Origin of the sequence: Micromonospora palomenae (assembly GCF_007829925.1) — a bacterium.
GTDB classification, from domain to species: Bacteria; Actinomycetota; Actinomycetes; order Mycobacteriales; family Micromonosporaceae; genus Micromonospora; species Micromonospora purpureochromogenes.
Genome location: NZ_VIXA01000003.1, coordinates 105,803 through 120,320 on the forward strand (window position 1 = coordinate 105,803; position 14,518 = coordinate 120,320).

Consider the following 14,518-nt stretch of genomic DNA (forward strand, 5'->3'; position numbering starts at 1 on the left):
GGCACCGGGCCTGGACGCGGTCCCGGCCCGGGACCGTCGTTGCCGCGACGATCCCGGGCCGGGAACACGGACCGTCGTGGCGGATGAGGCGAGGAACACGGCGGGGGAGCCGGTCCGACCACGGCGGACGTCGGTGGTTGTCAGGTGCCGCTGGCCTCCCACCACTCCTGGTGGACGACGCCGGGCTCGTCGAGTGGGAGCACCTTGACCCGTTGCCGGCCGGACCGGACGGCGCCGACGGTGGACAGCGCGCGGGCGAGCAGCAGCGCGGCGTCGCGGTCCTCGGCGTGCACGATCTGACGGCGCGGTTCGGGCGCGGTCGTCTCGTCCCGCAGCAGGCCACCACCGGCCCAGGCGGCGGCGATGTCGTTGTCGGCGGCGGTGCGGATGTCGGTACGAACGATCAGGAAACGCATGGCTGTCTCCGGATGGACCGCGACGGGTGAGCACTCTGTGGAAGTTCCACGTCACTCTTTCGTCATGTTACGCCCGCACGTCGTCCCAGCAAGTGAAACGCGGCCATCCGTCCGGTCTCATCCGATCATCCGATGCCTGGTGGGGACGTTCGCGCCGGCGGAGACGACGAGAGGCCGCCGGCGGTGCGCCGACGGCCCCTCGCTGCGTCACCGGATCAGTTCAGATCGAACTGCCCGTTCTTCGCGCCGCCGACGAAGCCGAGCCAGCCGGCCCGGTTGAACAGCAGCACGGGCCCGCTCGGGTCCTTGCTGTCCCGCAGCGCGACCACGGCCGGACCGGCTCCCAGCGGCGCCACCTCCACGCAGTTCGAGGTCTGGCTGCGGGTGCTCTTGCGCCACGGGGCGTCGGCGAGCTGCCGGGCGGAGACGGTGTTGCGGATGTCGTTCATGGTTCTGCTCCTGCTCCTGGAACTCCGATGGGGACGAGTGACCCGCCCGGCCCCGACGGGGTCCGGTGTGGATCACCGTTCCGTCAGGCGCCCGGAGTGTCGCCGGCGCTGGACCGGCGCCGCTGCCGACCCGTGGGCCGACGTGGACGGGGCTGCCGAGTCGGTCAGCCGCCCCGTCGCCTCGAAGAGCCAGGAGAGGGTGTCCGATGCGGAGAGCGCCGCCGAGCACAGCCACTCGAAGGCCACTTTATAGCGATTTACCGGGTTTGCCTCGTGTGACATGACGTCGATGAAGCCGCCTTCGATCGCCAGGGTCTCCGGATCCTGCGGATCGGCGAACCGGTAGAGCGAGAAGGCGGTGGGCGGCAGGTAGAAGTCGCCGATCACCGTGTCGCGTTGCAGCAGGTGCAGCGTGACGTTGGGAAGGATGGCCAGCTCACAGAGCTTCACCAGCTGCTCCTGCAGCACCTCCGGCGGCCCGGCCCGGCGGCCCAGCGCGGCCTCCTCCAGCACCGCCGTGTAGCGCGGGCCGTCGACCCGGTCCAGCAGCGACTGGCGGGCGAGCCGGGCGCGTACCTCGGTCTCCGGGTCCTCGCCGGCCTCGGGGTCGCCGGTCGCGCTGGCCGCCCGGTCGGCCGAGACGATCCGCAGCCGGGCGTAGCCGGGGGTCTGGAGCAGCCCCGGCACCAGCACCGGGTTGTACTCGCGGATCTCCGCGCAGCCGGCCTCGATCTCCGCCCAGCCGAGCTGCTGCTGCGTCATCACCGGGTACGACTTGCGCCAACCGCGCATGTCCCCGGCCTCGTGGGTGATCCCGATCAGGTCGTCGCGCGCCTCCGGCTCGGCGCCGTAGAGGTCCAGCAGGAGGCGTACGTCGTCCGGGTCCGGGCGGCTGCGCCCGTTCTCCAGCCGGGACAGCTTGGACGCCGACGCCCAGCCGATCCGCTCGATGACCTGGTCGCCGGTGAGTCCCGCCGCCTCGCGCAGGCGGCGCAGTTCGGTGCCGAGCCTGCGTCGTCGCAGGATCGGACTGGGTACGGCAGGAGGCACGGGTGTCCTCGTTTCGCGTCGACCGCCGCGGACGCGACGGTAACTGTATGAAATTCGCCCCCCACGGTCAGTATGGACGGCGCGACCGGTGCCGGAGGGTCCGGCGAGGGCGTGTCACGAGACAAAAAGAGGACTGTGGAAGGTGTCGGCCGTCCGGGCGACGATGACCGGGCCGGCCGCACCTCCCCCTGACGCGCCGACCGGCGCCATCCCCGCGGAGGGAACCCTCATGCGCACCGTCCTGCGCCGCCCCGACTTCCGACTGCTCTTCGGCGCGCTGCTGGCCAGCATGGCCGCCGAGTCGATCCTGCTGCTCGCGCTCGCCATCTGGGTCAAGGATCTGACCGGGTCCGACGGGCTGGCCGGCGCCACCATCTTCGCGATCATCGCCCCGATGACGCTGGCGCCGCTGGTCGGTTGGGTGGTCGACCGCTACCGCCGGCGGCCGTTCTTCGTCGCCGCGAACCTGGGCACCGCCATGCTGCTCACCCCGCTCTTCGCGGTCCGGGACCGCGCCGATGTCTGGATCATCTACGTGGTGGCCGCGCTGTACGGCTTGTCGTATCTCACGCTCAGCGCGACGCTCAGCGGCCTGATCCGGCAGCTGGTGCCCAGCGAACTGCTCGCCGACGCGAACGGGGCGCTGCAGACCGTGCGGCAGGGGCTGCGGCTCGGCGGCCCGCTGGCCGGGGCGGCCCTCTACGCGGCCGTCGGTGGCTGGCTGCTCACCACCCTGGCGATGGTCGGGTTCGTCACCGCCGCCGCCGTGGTCGGGCTGCTCCGGGTGGCCGAGACCGAACCGGCGGCGGCCACCCTGCGCTGGCCGGCCGAGCTGGGCGCCGGGCTGCGGCACCTGGCCGGCGAGCCGGCGCTGCGCCGGGCCCTGCTCGGCTACGGGCTGGGCTCGCTGGTGATGGGCTTCAGCGAGTCGTTGATCTTCGCGTACGTCGACCAGGGGCTGGACCGCGACGCCGCGTTCGTCGGGGTGCTGGTCACCGTGCAGGGGGTGGGTGGGCTGGTGGGCGGCCTGCTCTCACCCGCGGTGGTACGCCGCATCGGCGAGGTCGGGGCGCTCGCCGCCGGGGTGACCTTCTTCGGCCCGGCCGCGCTGGCGCTGGCCTGGCCGGACCTCCGCCTCGGGGTGCTGGCGCTGCTGCTGGCCGGGGTCTCGTTGCCGCTGACCATGGTGGGGCTCGCCACGCTGATCCAGCGGCGTACCCCGCCCCGGCTGCTGGGCCGGGTCGCCGCGGCGTCCGAGGCGCTGGTCAGTGGCCCGCAGGCGTGCTCCATCGGGGCGGGCGCGCTGCTCGTCGGGGTGTTCGACTACCGGCTGCTGTTCGTCCTGGTCGGGGTGGTCACCACCGCCGCCGGCGCCTGGCTCTGGCGCGGCCGCCGGCTCTCCCCGCCGCCCGGGACGCCCGCTGGAGTCCCGTCGCCCCGCCGCCCCCACCCGGCCGAACACCTCACCCCCGACGCCACCCGCCTCTGAGCGCCCGTACCCGGACACGGAAAAGTGGCCGTTCCGGGGGAACGACCACTTCTCCTGAGTGCTGAGGGGTCAGCCGGCGAGGCTGGCCAGGTGCTGCTTGACCTGGGTGATGGAGGGGTTGGTCAGGGCACTGCCGTCGGCGAAGCGCAGCGTGGGGACGGTCTGGTTGCCGCCGTTGACGCTCATCACGAACTGGGCCGCCTTCGGGTCCTGCTCGATGTCGACCACCTCGTACCCGATGCCCTCCCGGTCCAGCTGCGACTTGAGCCGGTGGCAGTAGCCGCACCACGGGGTGGAATACATCGTCAACATGGTCAGGTCCTCCAAGTGCTCGCGTCGCCCCGGCCTGTCGTTCAGGTCAGGCTAACCGCTGCAACATCAGCGGGAGCTGAGATGATTCCTCGCTGTGGGGGTTCACTCAGCGGCGGAAGTCGTGCTCGCCGGGCTCGACCCGGAGCAGCGCGCGGCGGTGACCGCCCCCGCCGGCCCGGTCTGCATCCTAGCCGGCGCGGGCACCGGCAAGACCCGTGCGGTGACCTCCCGAATCGCCCACCGCGCGCTCACCGGCGAGATCTCCCCCCGGCATGTGCTGGCGGTCACCTTCACCGCCCGGGCCGCCGCCGAGATGCGGGCCCGTCTCACCGTGCTCGGGGTGTCCGGTGTCCAGGCGCGGACCTTCCACGCCGCCGCGCTGCGCCAGGTGCGCTACTTCGCGCCCCGGCTGCTGGAGGGGCGCGCCATGCCCGAGCTGCTGGACAGCAAGGTGCGGGTGGTCACCCTGGCCGCCGCCAAGGTCGGCCTGCGCGCCGACCGGGCCGCCGCGCGCGACCTCGCCGGGGAGATCGAGTGGGCCAAGTCGTCGCTGGTCGAGCCGGGGGAGTACGTAATCGCCGCGGCCAAGGCGCTGCGCGAGACGCCGTACGAGCCGGCGAAGGTGGCCGAGGTCTTCGCCGCGTACGAGCGGCTCAAGCGCTCCAACGGCGTGATCGACTTCGAGGACATGCTGCGCGCCGCGGTCTGGGGGATCGAGGAGCACCGGGACGTCGCCGAGCAGGTGCGCGGCCAGTACCGGCACTTCGTCGTCGACGAGTACCAGGACGTCAACCCGTTGCAGCAGCGGCTGCTGGACGCCTGGCTCGGCGGCCGGGACGACCTGACCGTGGTGGGCGACGCCAGCCAGACGATCTACTCGTTCACCGGGGCCACCTCGTCGTACCTGGTCGACTTCCCGCGCCGGCACCGGGGCGCGACGGTGGTCCGGCTGGTCCGCGACTACCGCTCCACCCCCCAGGTGGTCGGGCTGGCCAACGCGGTGATCTCGCAGGCCCGGGGCGCCGAGGCGCGGCTGCGGCTGGAGCTGCACGGGCAGCGCCCGCCGGGCCCCGAGCCGGAGCTGCGGATCTTCACCGACGAGCCGGCCGAGGCGAACGCCGTCGCCGCCCGCTGCCGGACCCTGGTCGACGGGGGCACCCCGGCCAAGGAGATCGCGGTGCTGTTCCGGACCAACGCGCAGTCCGAGGCGTACGAGAAGGCGCTGACCGAGGCCGGCGTGCCGTACGTGGTGCAGGGGGCGGAGCGGTTCTTCGAGCGGGTCGAGGTGCGCCAGGCGATGGTTGCGCTGCGGGCCGCCACCCGCTCGATCCCGGGGGAGACCCCGCTGCCGGCCGCCGTGGTCGAGGCGCTCACCGCGGTGGGCTGGGCCCCCGACGCGCCCCCGCCCGGCGGCGCCGCGCGGGAACGGTGGGAGGCGCTGGCCGCGCTGGTCCAGCTCGCCGAGGAGTACGCGGCGACGCCGGAGGTGCTGCCGATCGGCGAGGCCGCCGCGGTGGAGCGGCCGGTGACCCTCAGCGACTTCAACGAGGAGCTGGCCCGCCGGGCCGCCCAGCAGCACGTGCCGACCGTCGACGGGGTGACGCTGGCGTCGCTGCACTCGGCCAAGGGGCTGGAGTGGGACGCGGTCTTCCTGGTCGGGCTCTCCGAGGGCACCCTGCCCACCACGTACGCCCGTACCCCGGAGCAGGTCGAGGAGGAGCGCCGGCTGCTCTATGTCGGGATCACCCGCGCCCGGCAGTGGCTCTGGCTGTCGTACGCCTCGGCCCGCTCGCCGGGCGGCCGGGCCCGGCGGCCGTCCCGGTTCCTACCCCAGCTGGACCGCTCCGGTGGTGGCGAGCGGGCCGGCGGCGGCGTGGCGAAGCGCACCGCCGCGCGCCGCCCCGCCACCCAGATCGTCTCCTGCCGGATCTGCGGCGCGACCCTGCTCGCCGGCCCGGACCGCAAGCTGGGCCGCTGCCCGACCTGCCCGTCCGACATCGACGAGGACCTGTACGAGCGGCTGCGGGACTGGCGGGCCCGGGTGGCCGGCGCGCAGAAGGTCCCGGCGTACGTCGTCTTCACCGACGCCACCCTGACCGCGCTGGCCGAGCGGCGTCCCGGGCGGACCGAGGAGCTGATCGCCATCGCCGGGATCGGGCCCCGCAAGCTCGGCCTCTACGGCGAGGCGGTGCTGGCGCTCGTGGACGGTGCGGCGGTGGACGACATCGCGCCGCAAAAAACTTTCGAAATCTCGTCGTAAATTCGTTTGCCCTCGCCCCCGGGCGAGGAATAGCCTCATGGCACACCTCGGGAGCGGCGCCATTCCGGCTGCTCACGGGGTGGGAGACCAAGTCGGCACGAGGAACGTGAGGGAGGTGGCACCCGTGGAGATCTTCACCTATGAGCGTCCGGCGGCGATGCCAGCTGCCTGCGCTCCGCTGTCGACTGTCCGGGTGGCCCTTGCCGCCACGCGACCGTCGGTTCCGCAGGTGCACCAGGTCCAGGCTCAGGCCGAGCTGACCCTGACCGTCGCACCGATCGGAGTCGAGGGGACCAGTGGCTTCACGGGCATGGGCATCGGTGTCGCCAAGAAGCGCACGGATGTCCGCGGCGTTCCACCTCGAGGTAGACCGGTCTGAATCCAGACCACCGGCTCACCTCGAGGCCGCGGAACCCGCTCACCGGGATCCGCGGCCTCAGTTTTTTGCCCGCCGTACGTCGGAAATGCGATCCACGAGATCGAAGTGAGAGAGAGGTGACCGGGCGATGAGTCTGGCGTTGGCCCCGCTCGACGTGAGCGTCGAGATGGAGGCGAACCTGCCCTGCCGGAAGTTCGACCCTGACCTGTGGTTCTCCGACCAGCCCGCCGAGCTGGAGTTGGCCAAGTCGCTCTGCGGGGACTGCCCGCTGCGCGTCGAGTGCCTCGCCGGTGCGGTGGAGCGGGCGGAGCCGTGGGGCGTCTGGGGCGGCGAGATCTTCGAGCGTGGCGCGGTCGTCCCGCGCAAGCGGCCCCGTGGCCGTCCGCGCAAGGAGGACCTCGCCCGCGACGCGGCGCTCCGGGTCGAGGCCGAGGCGCGACTGGTGGCCAGTGGTGTGGCCACGTCGCGCAACGCGGTCCGGCTGGCGGCCTGACAACTTCCCGTTCCAACCCCGCCGGTGTCCGACACCGGCCGCGAGAAAGCCGAAACCAATGCTGCTGAACTACCCGAACGGAACCGAGATGCAACTACTCCACGAAGCGTTGTCCCGTGCCCGAATGCGCCGGCCTCAGGCCGGTCGTACCACCACGAGCACTGAGGCAACCCGTTCCGCCCGTACCGTCGCGATGAAGAGCCGGAGCCAGTCGGCTCGCGACCTGGGCGCTCTCTAGATCCCTACCGAGTACGCGGGGGCGGTGACCGGAATCCGGTCACCGCCCCCGCGTCGTCGCGTGGCCCGGTCAGGCCACCGGCGCGAAGCCGGGCAGCCAGCGTTCCAGGATCCCCCGGTACGGCGCCTTGGCCTCGAGCTGGCACAGCACCCCGATCGAACCCAGCGTCACGCGGTGGATCATCAGGTACGACGGGGGCAGGTTGAGCTGCCGGCTGAGTTGGTAGGTCGGCGACTTCGGGCTGGCCAGGCGGGCCGCCTCGGACCGCAGCCAGGCCCGGGTGAACCGGAATTCCTCGGCGGCGATCGGTTCCAGCATCGGCCGCAGGAAGTCGAGCACCGCGTGGGCGTCGATCGGCTCCGTGGAGCTGACGAAGCCCTCCTTCCGCAGGCCGTCCACCACCCCGTCCGCGTCGCCGCGCAACGCCAGCCCGGCGATCCGGCCGATCGGCTCCGGGGTGCCCTCCGGCATCCGCGCCACCGCGCCGAAGTCGATCACGCCGAGCCGGCCGTCGGGCAGCAGCCGGAAGTTGCCGGGGTGCGGGTCGGCGTGCAGCAGGCCGGCCCGGGGCGGCGCGGACAGGTGCAGCGTCGCCATCAGCCGGCCCGCCTCGTCCCGCTGCTCCTCGGTGCCCTCGCGGATGATGTCCGCCAGCGGCGTCCCCTCGATCCACTCGGTGACCAGCACCCGGGGCGAGCTGGAGAGCACGGCCGGGATGAAGATCTCCGGGTCGTCGGCGTACGCGGCGGCGAAGGCCCGCTGCGACTCGGCCTCCAGCTCGTAGTCCAGCTCCTCGGTGACCCGCTCCCGCAGCTCGACCAGCAGCGGCTTGACGTCCAGACCCGGCTGGATGGCCCGGAACATCCCGCCCAGCCGGGAGAGCTGCTTGAGGTCGGCGAGCAGGGCGTCGCCGGCGCCCGGATACTGGATCTTGACGGCCGCGGTCCGCGCCTCGCCGGTCTCCGGGTCCCGCCAGATCGCCTTGTGCACCTGCCCGATGCTCGCCGCGGCGGCCGGCGTGTCGTTGAACTCGACGAACCGGTCCCGCCAGTCCGGCCCGAGCTGCTCGGCGAGCACCTTGTGCACGGTCGCCGCGGGCAGTGGCGGAGCCGCCTCCTGGAGCTTGGTCAACGCCTGCCGGTAGGGGGCGGCGATCTCCTCCGGCAGCGCCGCCTCGAAGACCGACAGCGCCTGACCGAACTTCATCGCCCCGCCCTTGAGCTGCCCGAGGACGCTGAAGAGCTGCTCGGCGGTGCGCTGCTGGATCTCGGCGGAGATGACGTCGGAGGCGAGCCCGGTGACGCGCTTACCCATGCCGAGGACGGTCCGCCCGGCGAAGCCGAGCGGCAGAGCGGCGAGCTTGGCGGTCCGGGACACGGCCCGGCGCGGGATGTCGGTCACTTGGTCATTGTTACCGACTCGGTGGGCCCGCTGCTGCTCCGAAGCCGGGCTCGGCCCCGGCTTCCCTCCTCCGCGCCCCCTCCGGCCCCACCTGTCCCGCCGCTCGAGCGGGCCGACGCGCCACCGGCCGTTCTCCCGCTGCGGCGGGTGGCTGGTCAGCGCCGGCGGCCGGCGCATCCGCAGGAGGGGTGCGGCGGCCACATCCGGCGCCGGAACCGGCCCGCCGCACCGATCTCCACGGCGCAGCCGAGCGTCTCGGGAGCGCCGCCGTCGAGGTGGGCCAGCGCCTCGGCGACCGCGTAGCCGACGGCGGCCAGCAGGGTCGCGGCAGCGCACGCCTGGTCGGCCGGGTCCGCCGCGAGCTGGGCGGCGAGCCCGGGCCAGCCCGGGTCCCGGTCGGCCCGGTGCAGGTCCAGGCAGTGCAGGCAGGGACCGACCGGCGGTCGCACCAGCGGCCCGACCACGGGTACGCCCTCGCGCAGGCCGAGCAGCAGGTGCGGCTGGCGACGCTGGGCGTACCCGGCGGCGAGCAGGGCGGCCGGCCGGTCGGCGCCGAGGTGGACCACCAGCTCCACCCGGCCGCGGCGCAACGGGCGGGTCTGCGTGCCGGGGGCGGTCCGGCCGATCGCCGAGCGGAGCGCGGCGGCCAGCGGGCGGCCCACGTCGGACGCGGCCAGCCCGGTGCCGACCAGGTCGGCGGGGCCGACCGTGCCGGCGAGCTCGGGTGCCACATGACCCACTCCGGCCTGCGCCAACGCGACGGCGACCGGGCCGCCGAACCGGCCGGCGCCGGCGACCACCACCCGGGCGGCCCGCCGCCGACGCAGCACCTGCGCCGGGGTGCCGGGCAGGGTGGGCGCGGCCAGCGCGAGCGCCCCGGCCTCCGCGGCGAGGCGGCTGCGCGCCGGGCCGGCCAAATCCCGGGGGAGCAGCGTGTGCGCGGGTACGACCAGGCCGGCGGCGCGCAGCGCGTCCAGCAGTTCGCGGGCCTCGTCCGGGCCGATCCGGGCGGCCGCGGCGTCGGCCAGGACCCCGCGCTCGCTGCGGCTGCCGTCGAGCAGGTCGAGCAGGCGCGCGGCGCGCGGGTCGGCGACCTCCAGCAGGACGGCGCGCCCCGGGTCGAGCCCGAGTTGCAGGGTGTGCCGATCGCGCCAGAGCCGGGTCAGGCCGGGCAGCAGGGTCGGGCGGGGCAGGGGCGGGCGGGAGAGGGCCGGGTGGGCCGGGCGGGTCGACGGGCTCATGACGACGGATCGTGACCGAGTCGGCGCTGTCCGTCGATCGTTGTCCACAGGTGCGCGGCGCTCTGTCCAGCGCTGTCCACAGGAAGCGGCGGGATATCCACAACCGGCGGGTAACTCTGTCGCCCTCCCGACACCGTCGTGCCGCCGGGAACGGCGCGGGGGAGGGGCGGCCGCCGGCCACCCCTCCCCCCGGAACGCGTACGGGTCAGACCTTGGCCTTGCCCAGGATGCGGTTCACTGTTGTGCCGCACACCGGACACTTGCCCTTGGCCATGTTCATCCCGGTCTTCGAAACCTCGACGCGCCCCTCGAAGTCCCGCTTCTCCTTGCACTTGACGCAGTAACCGTTGTAGGTCTGGGCCTGGTCGGCCACGGTAGCCTCCTCGTCTCGTCCGCCGGGCGAGCCGGCCCGGCGGGTCTCCCGGCGGCGGGCCACGCGGGGCCCAGGCGCTGGGTCTTTCTCCGCGGACACCTTCGTGACCGCTGGTTGGCGGACCCTACCCAGATCTGGGCGAATCCATGTCAGCTGTGCATCGACACTGTGAGGAAGTCGACGTCGAGAGTGTGCATGCCGGAATGGGCCGGATTAGTGAGTTTGCCGGGGACACGCCGGTCGGAGACCCGCAAAAACGCCCGCACGGGGCCCGAGCGGCGCTGCGGACGGTGATCACCTACGGTGGGTGGGACGCGAGCGTCGAGTGCCTCCCCGGCCGCCACGAAGGGTGATCGGGGCGGCCCGACATGGTCATCCACAGTTTTTTTCGGGACTCCTCGCGACCAAACACCATTTTCCGGGCGCGTGTCGCGGTGTTGACCCTTGCGGACCCCTGGTCAGTACGCATTAGCTTTCCCTCGTGGCAGGAATGCACGGCTGCGCGGCCCACTGATGGCTGGGGCGCGGAAGCCGGTCGTCGAGGTACGGCGCAGTCAGCGCCGGCGACGCACGGTGTCCGCCTACCGCGACGGGGAGCGGGTCGTGGTGCTGATCCCCGACCAGTTCTCCCGAGCCGAGGAGAGCGAGTGGGTCGACCGGATGCTCGCCCGGCTCGCCGCCCGTGAGGGCCGGCTCGCCCGCTCCGACACCGAACTGCTCGACCGGGCGCTGCGCCTGATCAACCTCTACCTCCCCGACCAGGGCAGCGACGCCCTGCCGGCCAGCGTCCGCTGGGTCACCAACCAGAACGGCCGGTGGGGTTCCTGCACCCCGGCCGACCGGACCATCCGGATCTCGCACCGCCTCCAGGACATGCCGGACTGGGTCCTCGACTACGTGTTGCTGCACGAGCTGGCGCACCTGATCGTGCCCAGTCACAACGCCCGGTTCTGGGAGCTCGTCGGCCGGTACCCGAAGACCGAGCGGGCCCGCGGCTACCTGGAAGGCGTCGCCGCCGCCTCGGCCGTACCCGTCCCCGGCTGACCCCGCACCGCTCTGGCCGGCCCGCTCCCGCCGGCCGCGCGTCCCTGTCGGCGACGTGGCGGCATCCGTCCGCCTCGGATACCGCCATAGCGGCGACACGGAGTCGATCACCCCGGACGTTAGGGTCGGAGGGTGACCCGACGTGTGGTGGTGGCGTTGCTCGGCCCGGTGGCCTGGGCGCCGCCGGGAATCGATCCGGTGGACTGGCGTACCGCGCTGGCCGAGGACACCGTCGACATGCTCGCCACGCTCAGCGAGGTGGAGACCGCGGTGGCGGTCACCCCGGCGGACCGCTGGCTCGCCGACGCCGTGATCTGGCCGGGTACCGCCGTGCACGAGGTGGCCGAGCCCACGGTGAACGCCGTACTGGCCGCGCTGCCCGGGTACGACCAGGCGGCCGTGGTTGCCGCCGACGCCCCGGACCTGCCCGGCCTGACCCTGGGCAAGCTGCTCCGGCCGCTCACCAGCCGGCCCGTGGCGGTCGCCCCGGTCGAGGGAGAGGGGCCCGGCCTGCTCGGGGTGGCGACCCGGCTGCCCGTACCCGGATGGTTGCCGGCGCTGGACCTCGACGCGGCGGTGCCGGCGGACGTGCGCCGCGTGGCGCCGGCCCCGGGCGACGTGGCGGTCACTCCCGCCTGGCGGCGGCTGCGCGGCCCGGCCGACCTGGCCGCCCTGAACCCGGCGGTCGAGGGCTGGGAGGCCACCCGGGCCCTCCTCTCCGGCCCCGCCCGTCGAAGCTGACCCCCCACGCCCTGCCGATGAACGCTGCACCGGACGGGTGTGCGGACGCCGCCGGCCGGGCGCGCGTGGTGCGCGGCCCGGCCGGTGCGGTGCGGATCAGGACTTGTCGGTGTCGTCCCCGGAGTCGTCGGAGCGGGGCGGGGTGCCGCCGCCCGGCGCCTGCTCCTCCGGGCCGCCCGGCGCGGTGAAGTCGAAGTTCGCCAGCTCGTCGTCGAGGTCGAGCTGGGCGGTCGCGAAGGCCACCGGGTCGGCGAAGTCGTCGTCGGAGGGGAGCAGGTCGGGGTGGCCCCAGACCGCGTCCCGGCCGGAGATGCCCCGGTGCGTGGTGAGCGCGGCCCAGAGCGCCGACGCCTCGCGCAGCCGGCGCGGTCGCAGCTCCAGCCCGACCAGCGCGGCGAAGGTCTGCTCGGCCGGACCGCCGGCGGCCCGGCGGCGGCGGAACGCCTCGCCGAGGCGGACCACGTTGGGCAGCCGCTCGCCGGCGGCGTTGTCGACCACGTGGCAGACCCAGCCCTCGACCAGCGCGAGCACCGTCTCCAGTCGGGCCAGGGACGCCTTCTGCGCCGGGGTGTCCTCCGGCGTGAAGATGCCCTCCAGGGCGATGGCCTGCATCGACTCCGGGTCGGTCGGGTCGACCCGGCCCATCGCCTCCTCGATCGCCTCCCGGTTGACCCGGATGCCGGAGGCGTAGTTCTCCACCGCGGTCAGCACGTGCCCGCGCAGCCACGGGACGTGCTCGAAGAGCCGCTGGTGGGCGGCCTCGCGCAGGGCGACGTAGAGGCGTACCTCGTCCTCGGGCAGCTCCAGGCCCTCGCCGTACGCCCGGATGTTGGCCGGGACGAGCGCGGCGGTGCCGGCCGGGCCCAGCGGCAGGCCGATGTCGCCGGCCGAGAGCACCTCGGCGGCGAGCGAGCCGAGCGCCTGGCCGAGCTGCCCGCCGAAGAGCGCCCCGCCCAGGGTCGCCACCATCGACTGCATCGGGCCGAGCTGGGCCCGTGCCTCCGGCGGCACCAGGTCGCCCATCGCGCCGACCATCCGGCTGGCCACCGGGTCGCAGAGCTTGCGCCAGACGTCGAGGGTCTTGTAGATCCACTCGTTGCGGTTCCACGCCACGGAGGTGCGGATGCCGGACGGCAGCGCGGAGGCCGGCTCCAGCCAGAGGTCGGCGATGCGCAGCGCCTCCTCCACCGCGTGCCGCTCGTACGGCGACACCGCCGGGTCGCCCGCGGCGGCGAGCTGGCTGGCGGCCACCTGCCGGGCCAGGTCCCAGTTGACCGGCCCGCTGCCCGACGCGGAGAGCAGGTGCTGCAACTGCGACATGAACTGCTGCATCTGCGCGGGATCGTTGGGGTCTGGTGGTTGCCCACCCGGGAGCGCGAAACCGAACGGAATATCAGGCACGACGTCTACGGTACGCGCGCCGCGCCCCAGGTCGCCCTCGCTGTCGTTGCGCTGAGGGCGAAGTCGGCCTCGGCGCCCGGGCGGCACCGCCTGAATCGGTACGCTCTGCCGCATGAGACGTCGCGGCGTGACCGTCCTCCTCGGTGCTCTGCTCACCACTCTGCTCAGCATCGGCGTGCTCGGCGCGCCCATCCCGTACGTGGTGCTCGGCCCGGGGCCGACGGTGAACACCCTCGGCACCTCGGACGGCAAGGAGGTCATCCAGGTCACCGGCCGATCGACGTCCAACTCCGCCGGCCAGCTGCGGATGACCACGGTGGGGGTGCAGCCCACGGTCAAGCTGCGCGCGGCGATCGCCGGCTGGCTCTCCGCCGACGAGGCGGTGGTGCCGCGCGAGCTGGTCTACCCGCCGAACGAGAGCCAGGAGGAGGTGGAGAAGCGCAACGCCGAGGACTTCCAGAACTCGCAGACCAGCGCCGAGACCGCCGCGCTGGTGGAACTCGGCTACCCGGTGCAGGTGGTGGCCAAGGAGGTCGCCTCCGACGGCCCGTCGGCGGGCGTGCTCAAGGCCGGCGACGTGATCACCACGGTCGACGGGGTCAAGGTGACCACGGCGACCAAGCTGGTGGAGCTGGTCCGGGCGAAGCCGGCCGGCACCGCGCTGCGAATCGGCTACACCCGCGACGGCGTGGCCGGCACGGCCACGGTCACCAGCCGGGAGCAGGACGGCCGGCCGCGCGTCGGGCTGGTGCCGGAGCAGCGGCAGCCGCACCCGTTCACGCTGAAGATCGACCTGGCCAACATCGGCGGGCCGAGCGCCGGGCTGATGTTCGCCCTCGGCATCGTGGACAAGCTCGAACCGGCCGACCTGACCGGCGGGAAGATCATCGCCGGCACCGGCACCATCGACGACGAGGGCCGGGTTGGTCCGATCGGCGGGATCGCGCAGAAACTCGTCGGGGCGAAGAAGGCCGGCGCGAAGGTCTTCCTGGTGCCGGCGGACAACTGCGCCGAGGCGGTCCGCAATCCGCAGCCCGACCTGCCCCTGATCAGGGTCGGCTCGCTGGACGAGGCATTGACGGCGCTGGAGACGTTGCGGTCGGGCGGGCAGCCGATCCGCTGCTGAGCCCGGGCACCGCGACAGCCCGCCGTGACCTTGGACCGACACGTTCAGGAACACCCCGTACTCTGGGTGCCTGTCCGGAGCCGATCACATCGAGCGTGCGGAGCC

The 14,518-nt window shown here is 73.5% G+C and carries 15 protein-coding genes; 7 read left to right on the forward strand and 8 right to left on the reverse strand.

Annotation, left to right across the window (positions count from 1 at the left end; all coding sequences use genetic code 11):
• Positions 1-140: 140 nt before the first annotated feature.
• The 3 genes from FHX75_RS21395 to FHX75_RS21405 all read right to left on the reverse strand — a co-directional run bounded on the left by FHX75_RS21395 (position 141) and on the right by FHX75_RS21405 (position 1,915).
• Positions 141-416: a hypothetical protein gene (locus tag FHX75_RS21395; RefSeq protein WP_154942145.1), complete on the reverse strand. Its 276-nt coding sequence runs from the start codon at positions 414-416 to the stop codon at positions 141-143.
• A 215-nt stretch (positions 417-631) separates the two neighbouring features.
• Positions 632-865, reverse strand: coding sequence for a DUF397 domain-containing protein (locus FHX75_RS21400; RefSeq protein WP_154942146.1), 234 nt, complete (start codon positions 863-865; stop codon positions 632-634).
• 72 nt (positions 866-937) lie between these two features.
• Positions 938-1,915, reverse strand: a complete 978-nt coding sequence (locus FHX75_RS21405; protein ID WP_154942147.1) for a helix-turn-helix domain-containing protein — start codon at positions 1,913-1,915, stop codon at positions 938-940.
• A 229-nt stretch (positions 1,916-2,144) separates the two neighbouring features.
• On the opposite strand from FHX75_RS21405, the gene FHX75_RS21410 reads away from it, so the two are divergent.
• Entirely contained in the window at positions 2,145-3,404 is a 1,260-nt protein-coding gene (locus tag FHX75_RS21410) for an MFS transporter (protein ID WP_154942148.1), read from the forward strand.
• Positions 3,405-3,473: 69 nt separating this feature from the next.
• Here the strand turns inward: FHX75_RS21410 and FHX75_RS21415 are convergent, their stop codons facing one another.
• The gene (locus FHX75_RS21415; RefSeq protein WP_154942149.1) at positions 3,474-3,716 is read right to left on the reverse strand and encodes a mycoredoxin; all 243 of its coding nucleotides are present in this window, start codon (positions 3,714-3,716) and stop codon (positions 3,474-3,476) included.
• Positions 3,717-3,810: 94 nt separating this feature from the next.
• On the opposite strand from FHX75_RS21415, the gene FHX75_RS21420 reads away from it, so the two are divergent.
• From FHX75_RS21420 to FHX75_RS21430, 3 genes are all read left to right on the forward strand, one after another.
• On the forward strand, positions 3,811-5,976 hold the full coding sequence (locus tag FHX75_RS21420) for an ATP-dependent DNA helicase UvrD2 (RefSeq protein ID WP_154942150.1): 2,166 nt from the start codon (positions 3,811-3,813) through the stop codon (positions 5,974-5,976).
• Positions 5,977-6,100: 124 nt separating this feature from the next.
• The gene (locus tag FHX75_RS21425; protein WP_088964418.1) at positions 6,101-6,355 is read left to right on the forward strand and encodes a hypothetical protein; all 255 of its coding nucleotides are present in this window, start codon (positions 6,101-6,103) and stop codon (positions 6,353-6,355) included.
• Between the two features lie 127 nt (positions 6,356-6,482).
• Entirely contained in the window at positions 6,483-6,848 is a 366-nt protein-coding gene (locus FHX75_RS21430) for a WhiB family transcriptional regulator (RefSeq protein ID WP_088960445.1), read from the forward strand.
• Between the two features lie 307 nt (positions 6,849-7,155).
• Here FHX75_RS21430 and FHX75_RS21440 read toward each other — a convergent pair whose 3' ends face one another.
• The 3 genes from FHX75_RS21440 to FHX75_RS30910 all read right to left on the reverse strand — a co-directional run bounded on the left by FHX75_RS21440 (position 7,156) and on the right by FHX75_RS30910 (position 10,101).
• On the reverse strand, positions 7,156-8,487 hold the full coding sequence (locus FHX75_RS21440) for an ABC1 kinase family protein (protein WP_154942152.1): 1,332 nt from the start codon (positions 8,485-8,487) through the stop codon (positions 7,156-7,158).
• A gap of 155 nt (positions 8,488-8,642) precedes the next feature.
• Entirely contained in the window at positions 8,643-9,728 is a 1,086-nt protein-coding gene (locus FHX75_RS21445; RefSeq protein ID WP_154942153.1) for a ThiF family adenylyltransferase, read from the reverse strand.
• Between the two features lie 205 nt (positions 9,729-9,933).
• A complete protein-coding gene (locus FHX75_RS30910; RefSeq protein WP_012014940.1) occupies positions 9,934-10,101 on the reverse strand; it encodes a DUF5679 domain-containing protein in 168 nt (55 codons plus the stop codon).
• A 513-nt stretch (positions 10,102-10,614) separates the two neighbouring features.
• Here FHX75_RS30910 and FHX75_RS21450 point away from each other — a divergent pair.
• Both FHX75_RS21450 and FHX75_RS21455 read left to right on the forward strand, forming a co-directional pair.
• Positions 10,615-11,145: a M48 metallopeptidase family protein gene (locus FHX75_RS21450; protein ID WP_154942154.1), complete on the forward strand. Its 531-nt coding sequence runs from the start codon at positions 10,615-10,617 to the stop codon at positions 11,143-11,145.
• Positions 11,146-11,277: 132 nt separating this feature from the next.
• A complete protein-coding gene (locus FHX75_RS21455; RefSeq protein ID WP_154942155.1) occupies positions 11,278-11,886 on the forward strand; it encodes a hypothetical protein in 609 nt (202 codons plus the stop codon).
• A gap of 96 nt (positions 11,887-11,982) precedes the next feature.
• Here FHX75_RS21455 and FHX75_RS21460 read toward each other — a convergent pair whose 3' ends face one another.
• Positions 11,983-13,218 carry a zinc-dependent metalloprotease gene (locus FHX75_RS21460; RefSeq protein WP_170285429.1) on the reverse strand — a complete coding sequence of 412 codons (1,236 nt, stop codon included), beginning with the start codon at positions 13,216-13,218 and terminating at the stop codon, positions 11,983-11,985.
• 181 nt (positions 13,219-13,399) lie between these two features.
• Between FHX75_RS21460 and FHX75_RS21465 the strand changes: the two genes are divergently transcribed.
• Complete coding sequence (locus FHX75_RS21465) at positions 13,400-14,413, forward strand: YlbL family protein (RefSeq protein ID WP_170285430.1); 1,014 nt, start codon at positions 13,400-13,402, stop codon at positions 14,411-14,413.
• Positions 14,414-14,518: the final 105 nt, after the last annotated feature.

What these genes read in the sequence shown, in the direction of transcription:
- FHX75_RS21450 (WP_154942154.1), top strand. Translation starts at nt 10,615, where the DNA reads ATGGCTGGGGCGCGGAAGCCGGTCGTCGAGGTACGGCGCAGTCAGCGC.
- FHX75_RS21395 (WP_154942145.1), bottom strand. Translation starts at nt 416, where the DNA reads ATGCGTTTCCTGATCGTTCGTACCGACATCCGCACCGCCGCCGACAAC.
- FHX75_RS21410 (WP_154942148.1), top strand. Translation starts at nt 2,145, where the DNA reads ATGCGCACCGTCCTGCGCCGCCCCGACTTCCGACTGCTCTTCGGCGCG.
- FHX75_RS21445 (WP_154942153.1), bottom strand. Translation starts at nt 9,728, where the DNA reads ATGAGCCCGTCGACCCGCCCGGCCCACCCGGCCCTCTCCCGCCCGCCC.
- FHX75_RS21400 (WP_154942146.1), bottom strand. Translation starts at nt 865, where the DNA reads ATGAACGACATCCGCAACACCGTCTCCGCCCGGCAGCTCGCCGACGCC.
- FHX75_RS21415 (WP_154942149.1), bottom strand. Translation starts at nt 3,716, where the DNA reads ATGTTGACGATGTATTCCACCCCGTGGTGCGGCTACTGCCACCGGCTC.
- FHX75_RS21460 (WP_170285429.1), bottom strand. Translation starts at nt 13,218, where the DNA reads ATGCAGCAGTTCATGTCGCAGTTGCAGCACCTGCTCTCCGCGTCGGGC.
- FHX75_RS21430 (WP_088960445.1), top strand. Translation starts at nt 6,483, where the DNA reads ATGAGTCTGGCGTTGGCCCCGCTCGACGTGAGCGTCGAGATGGAGGCG.
- FHX75_RS21465 (WP_170285430.1), top strand. Translation starts at nt 13,400, where the DNA reads ATGAGACGTCGCGGCGTGACCGTCCTCCTCGGTGCTCTGCTCACCACT.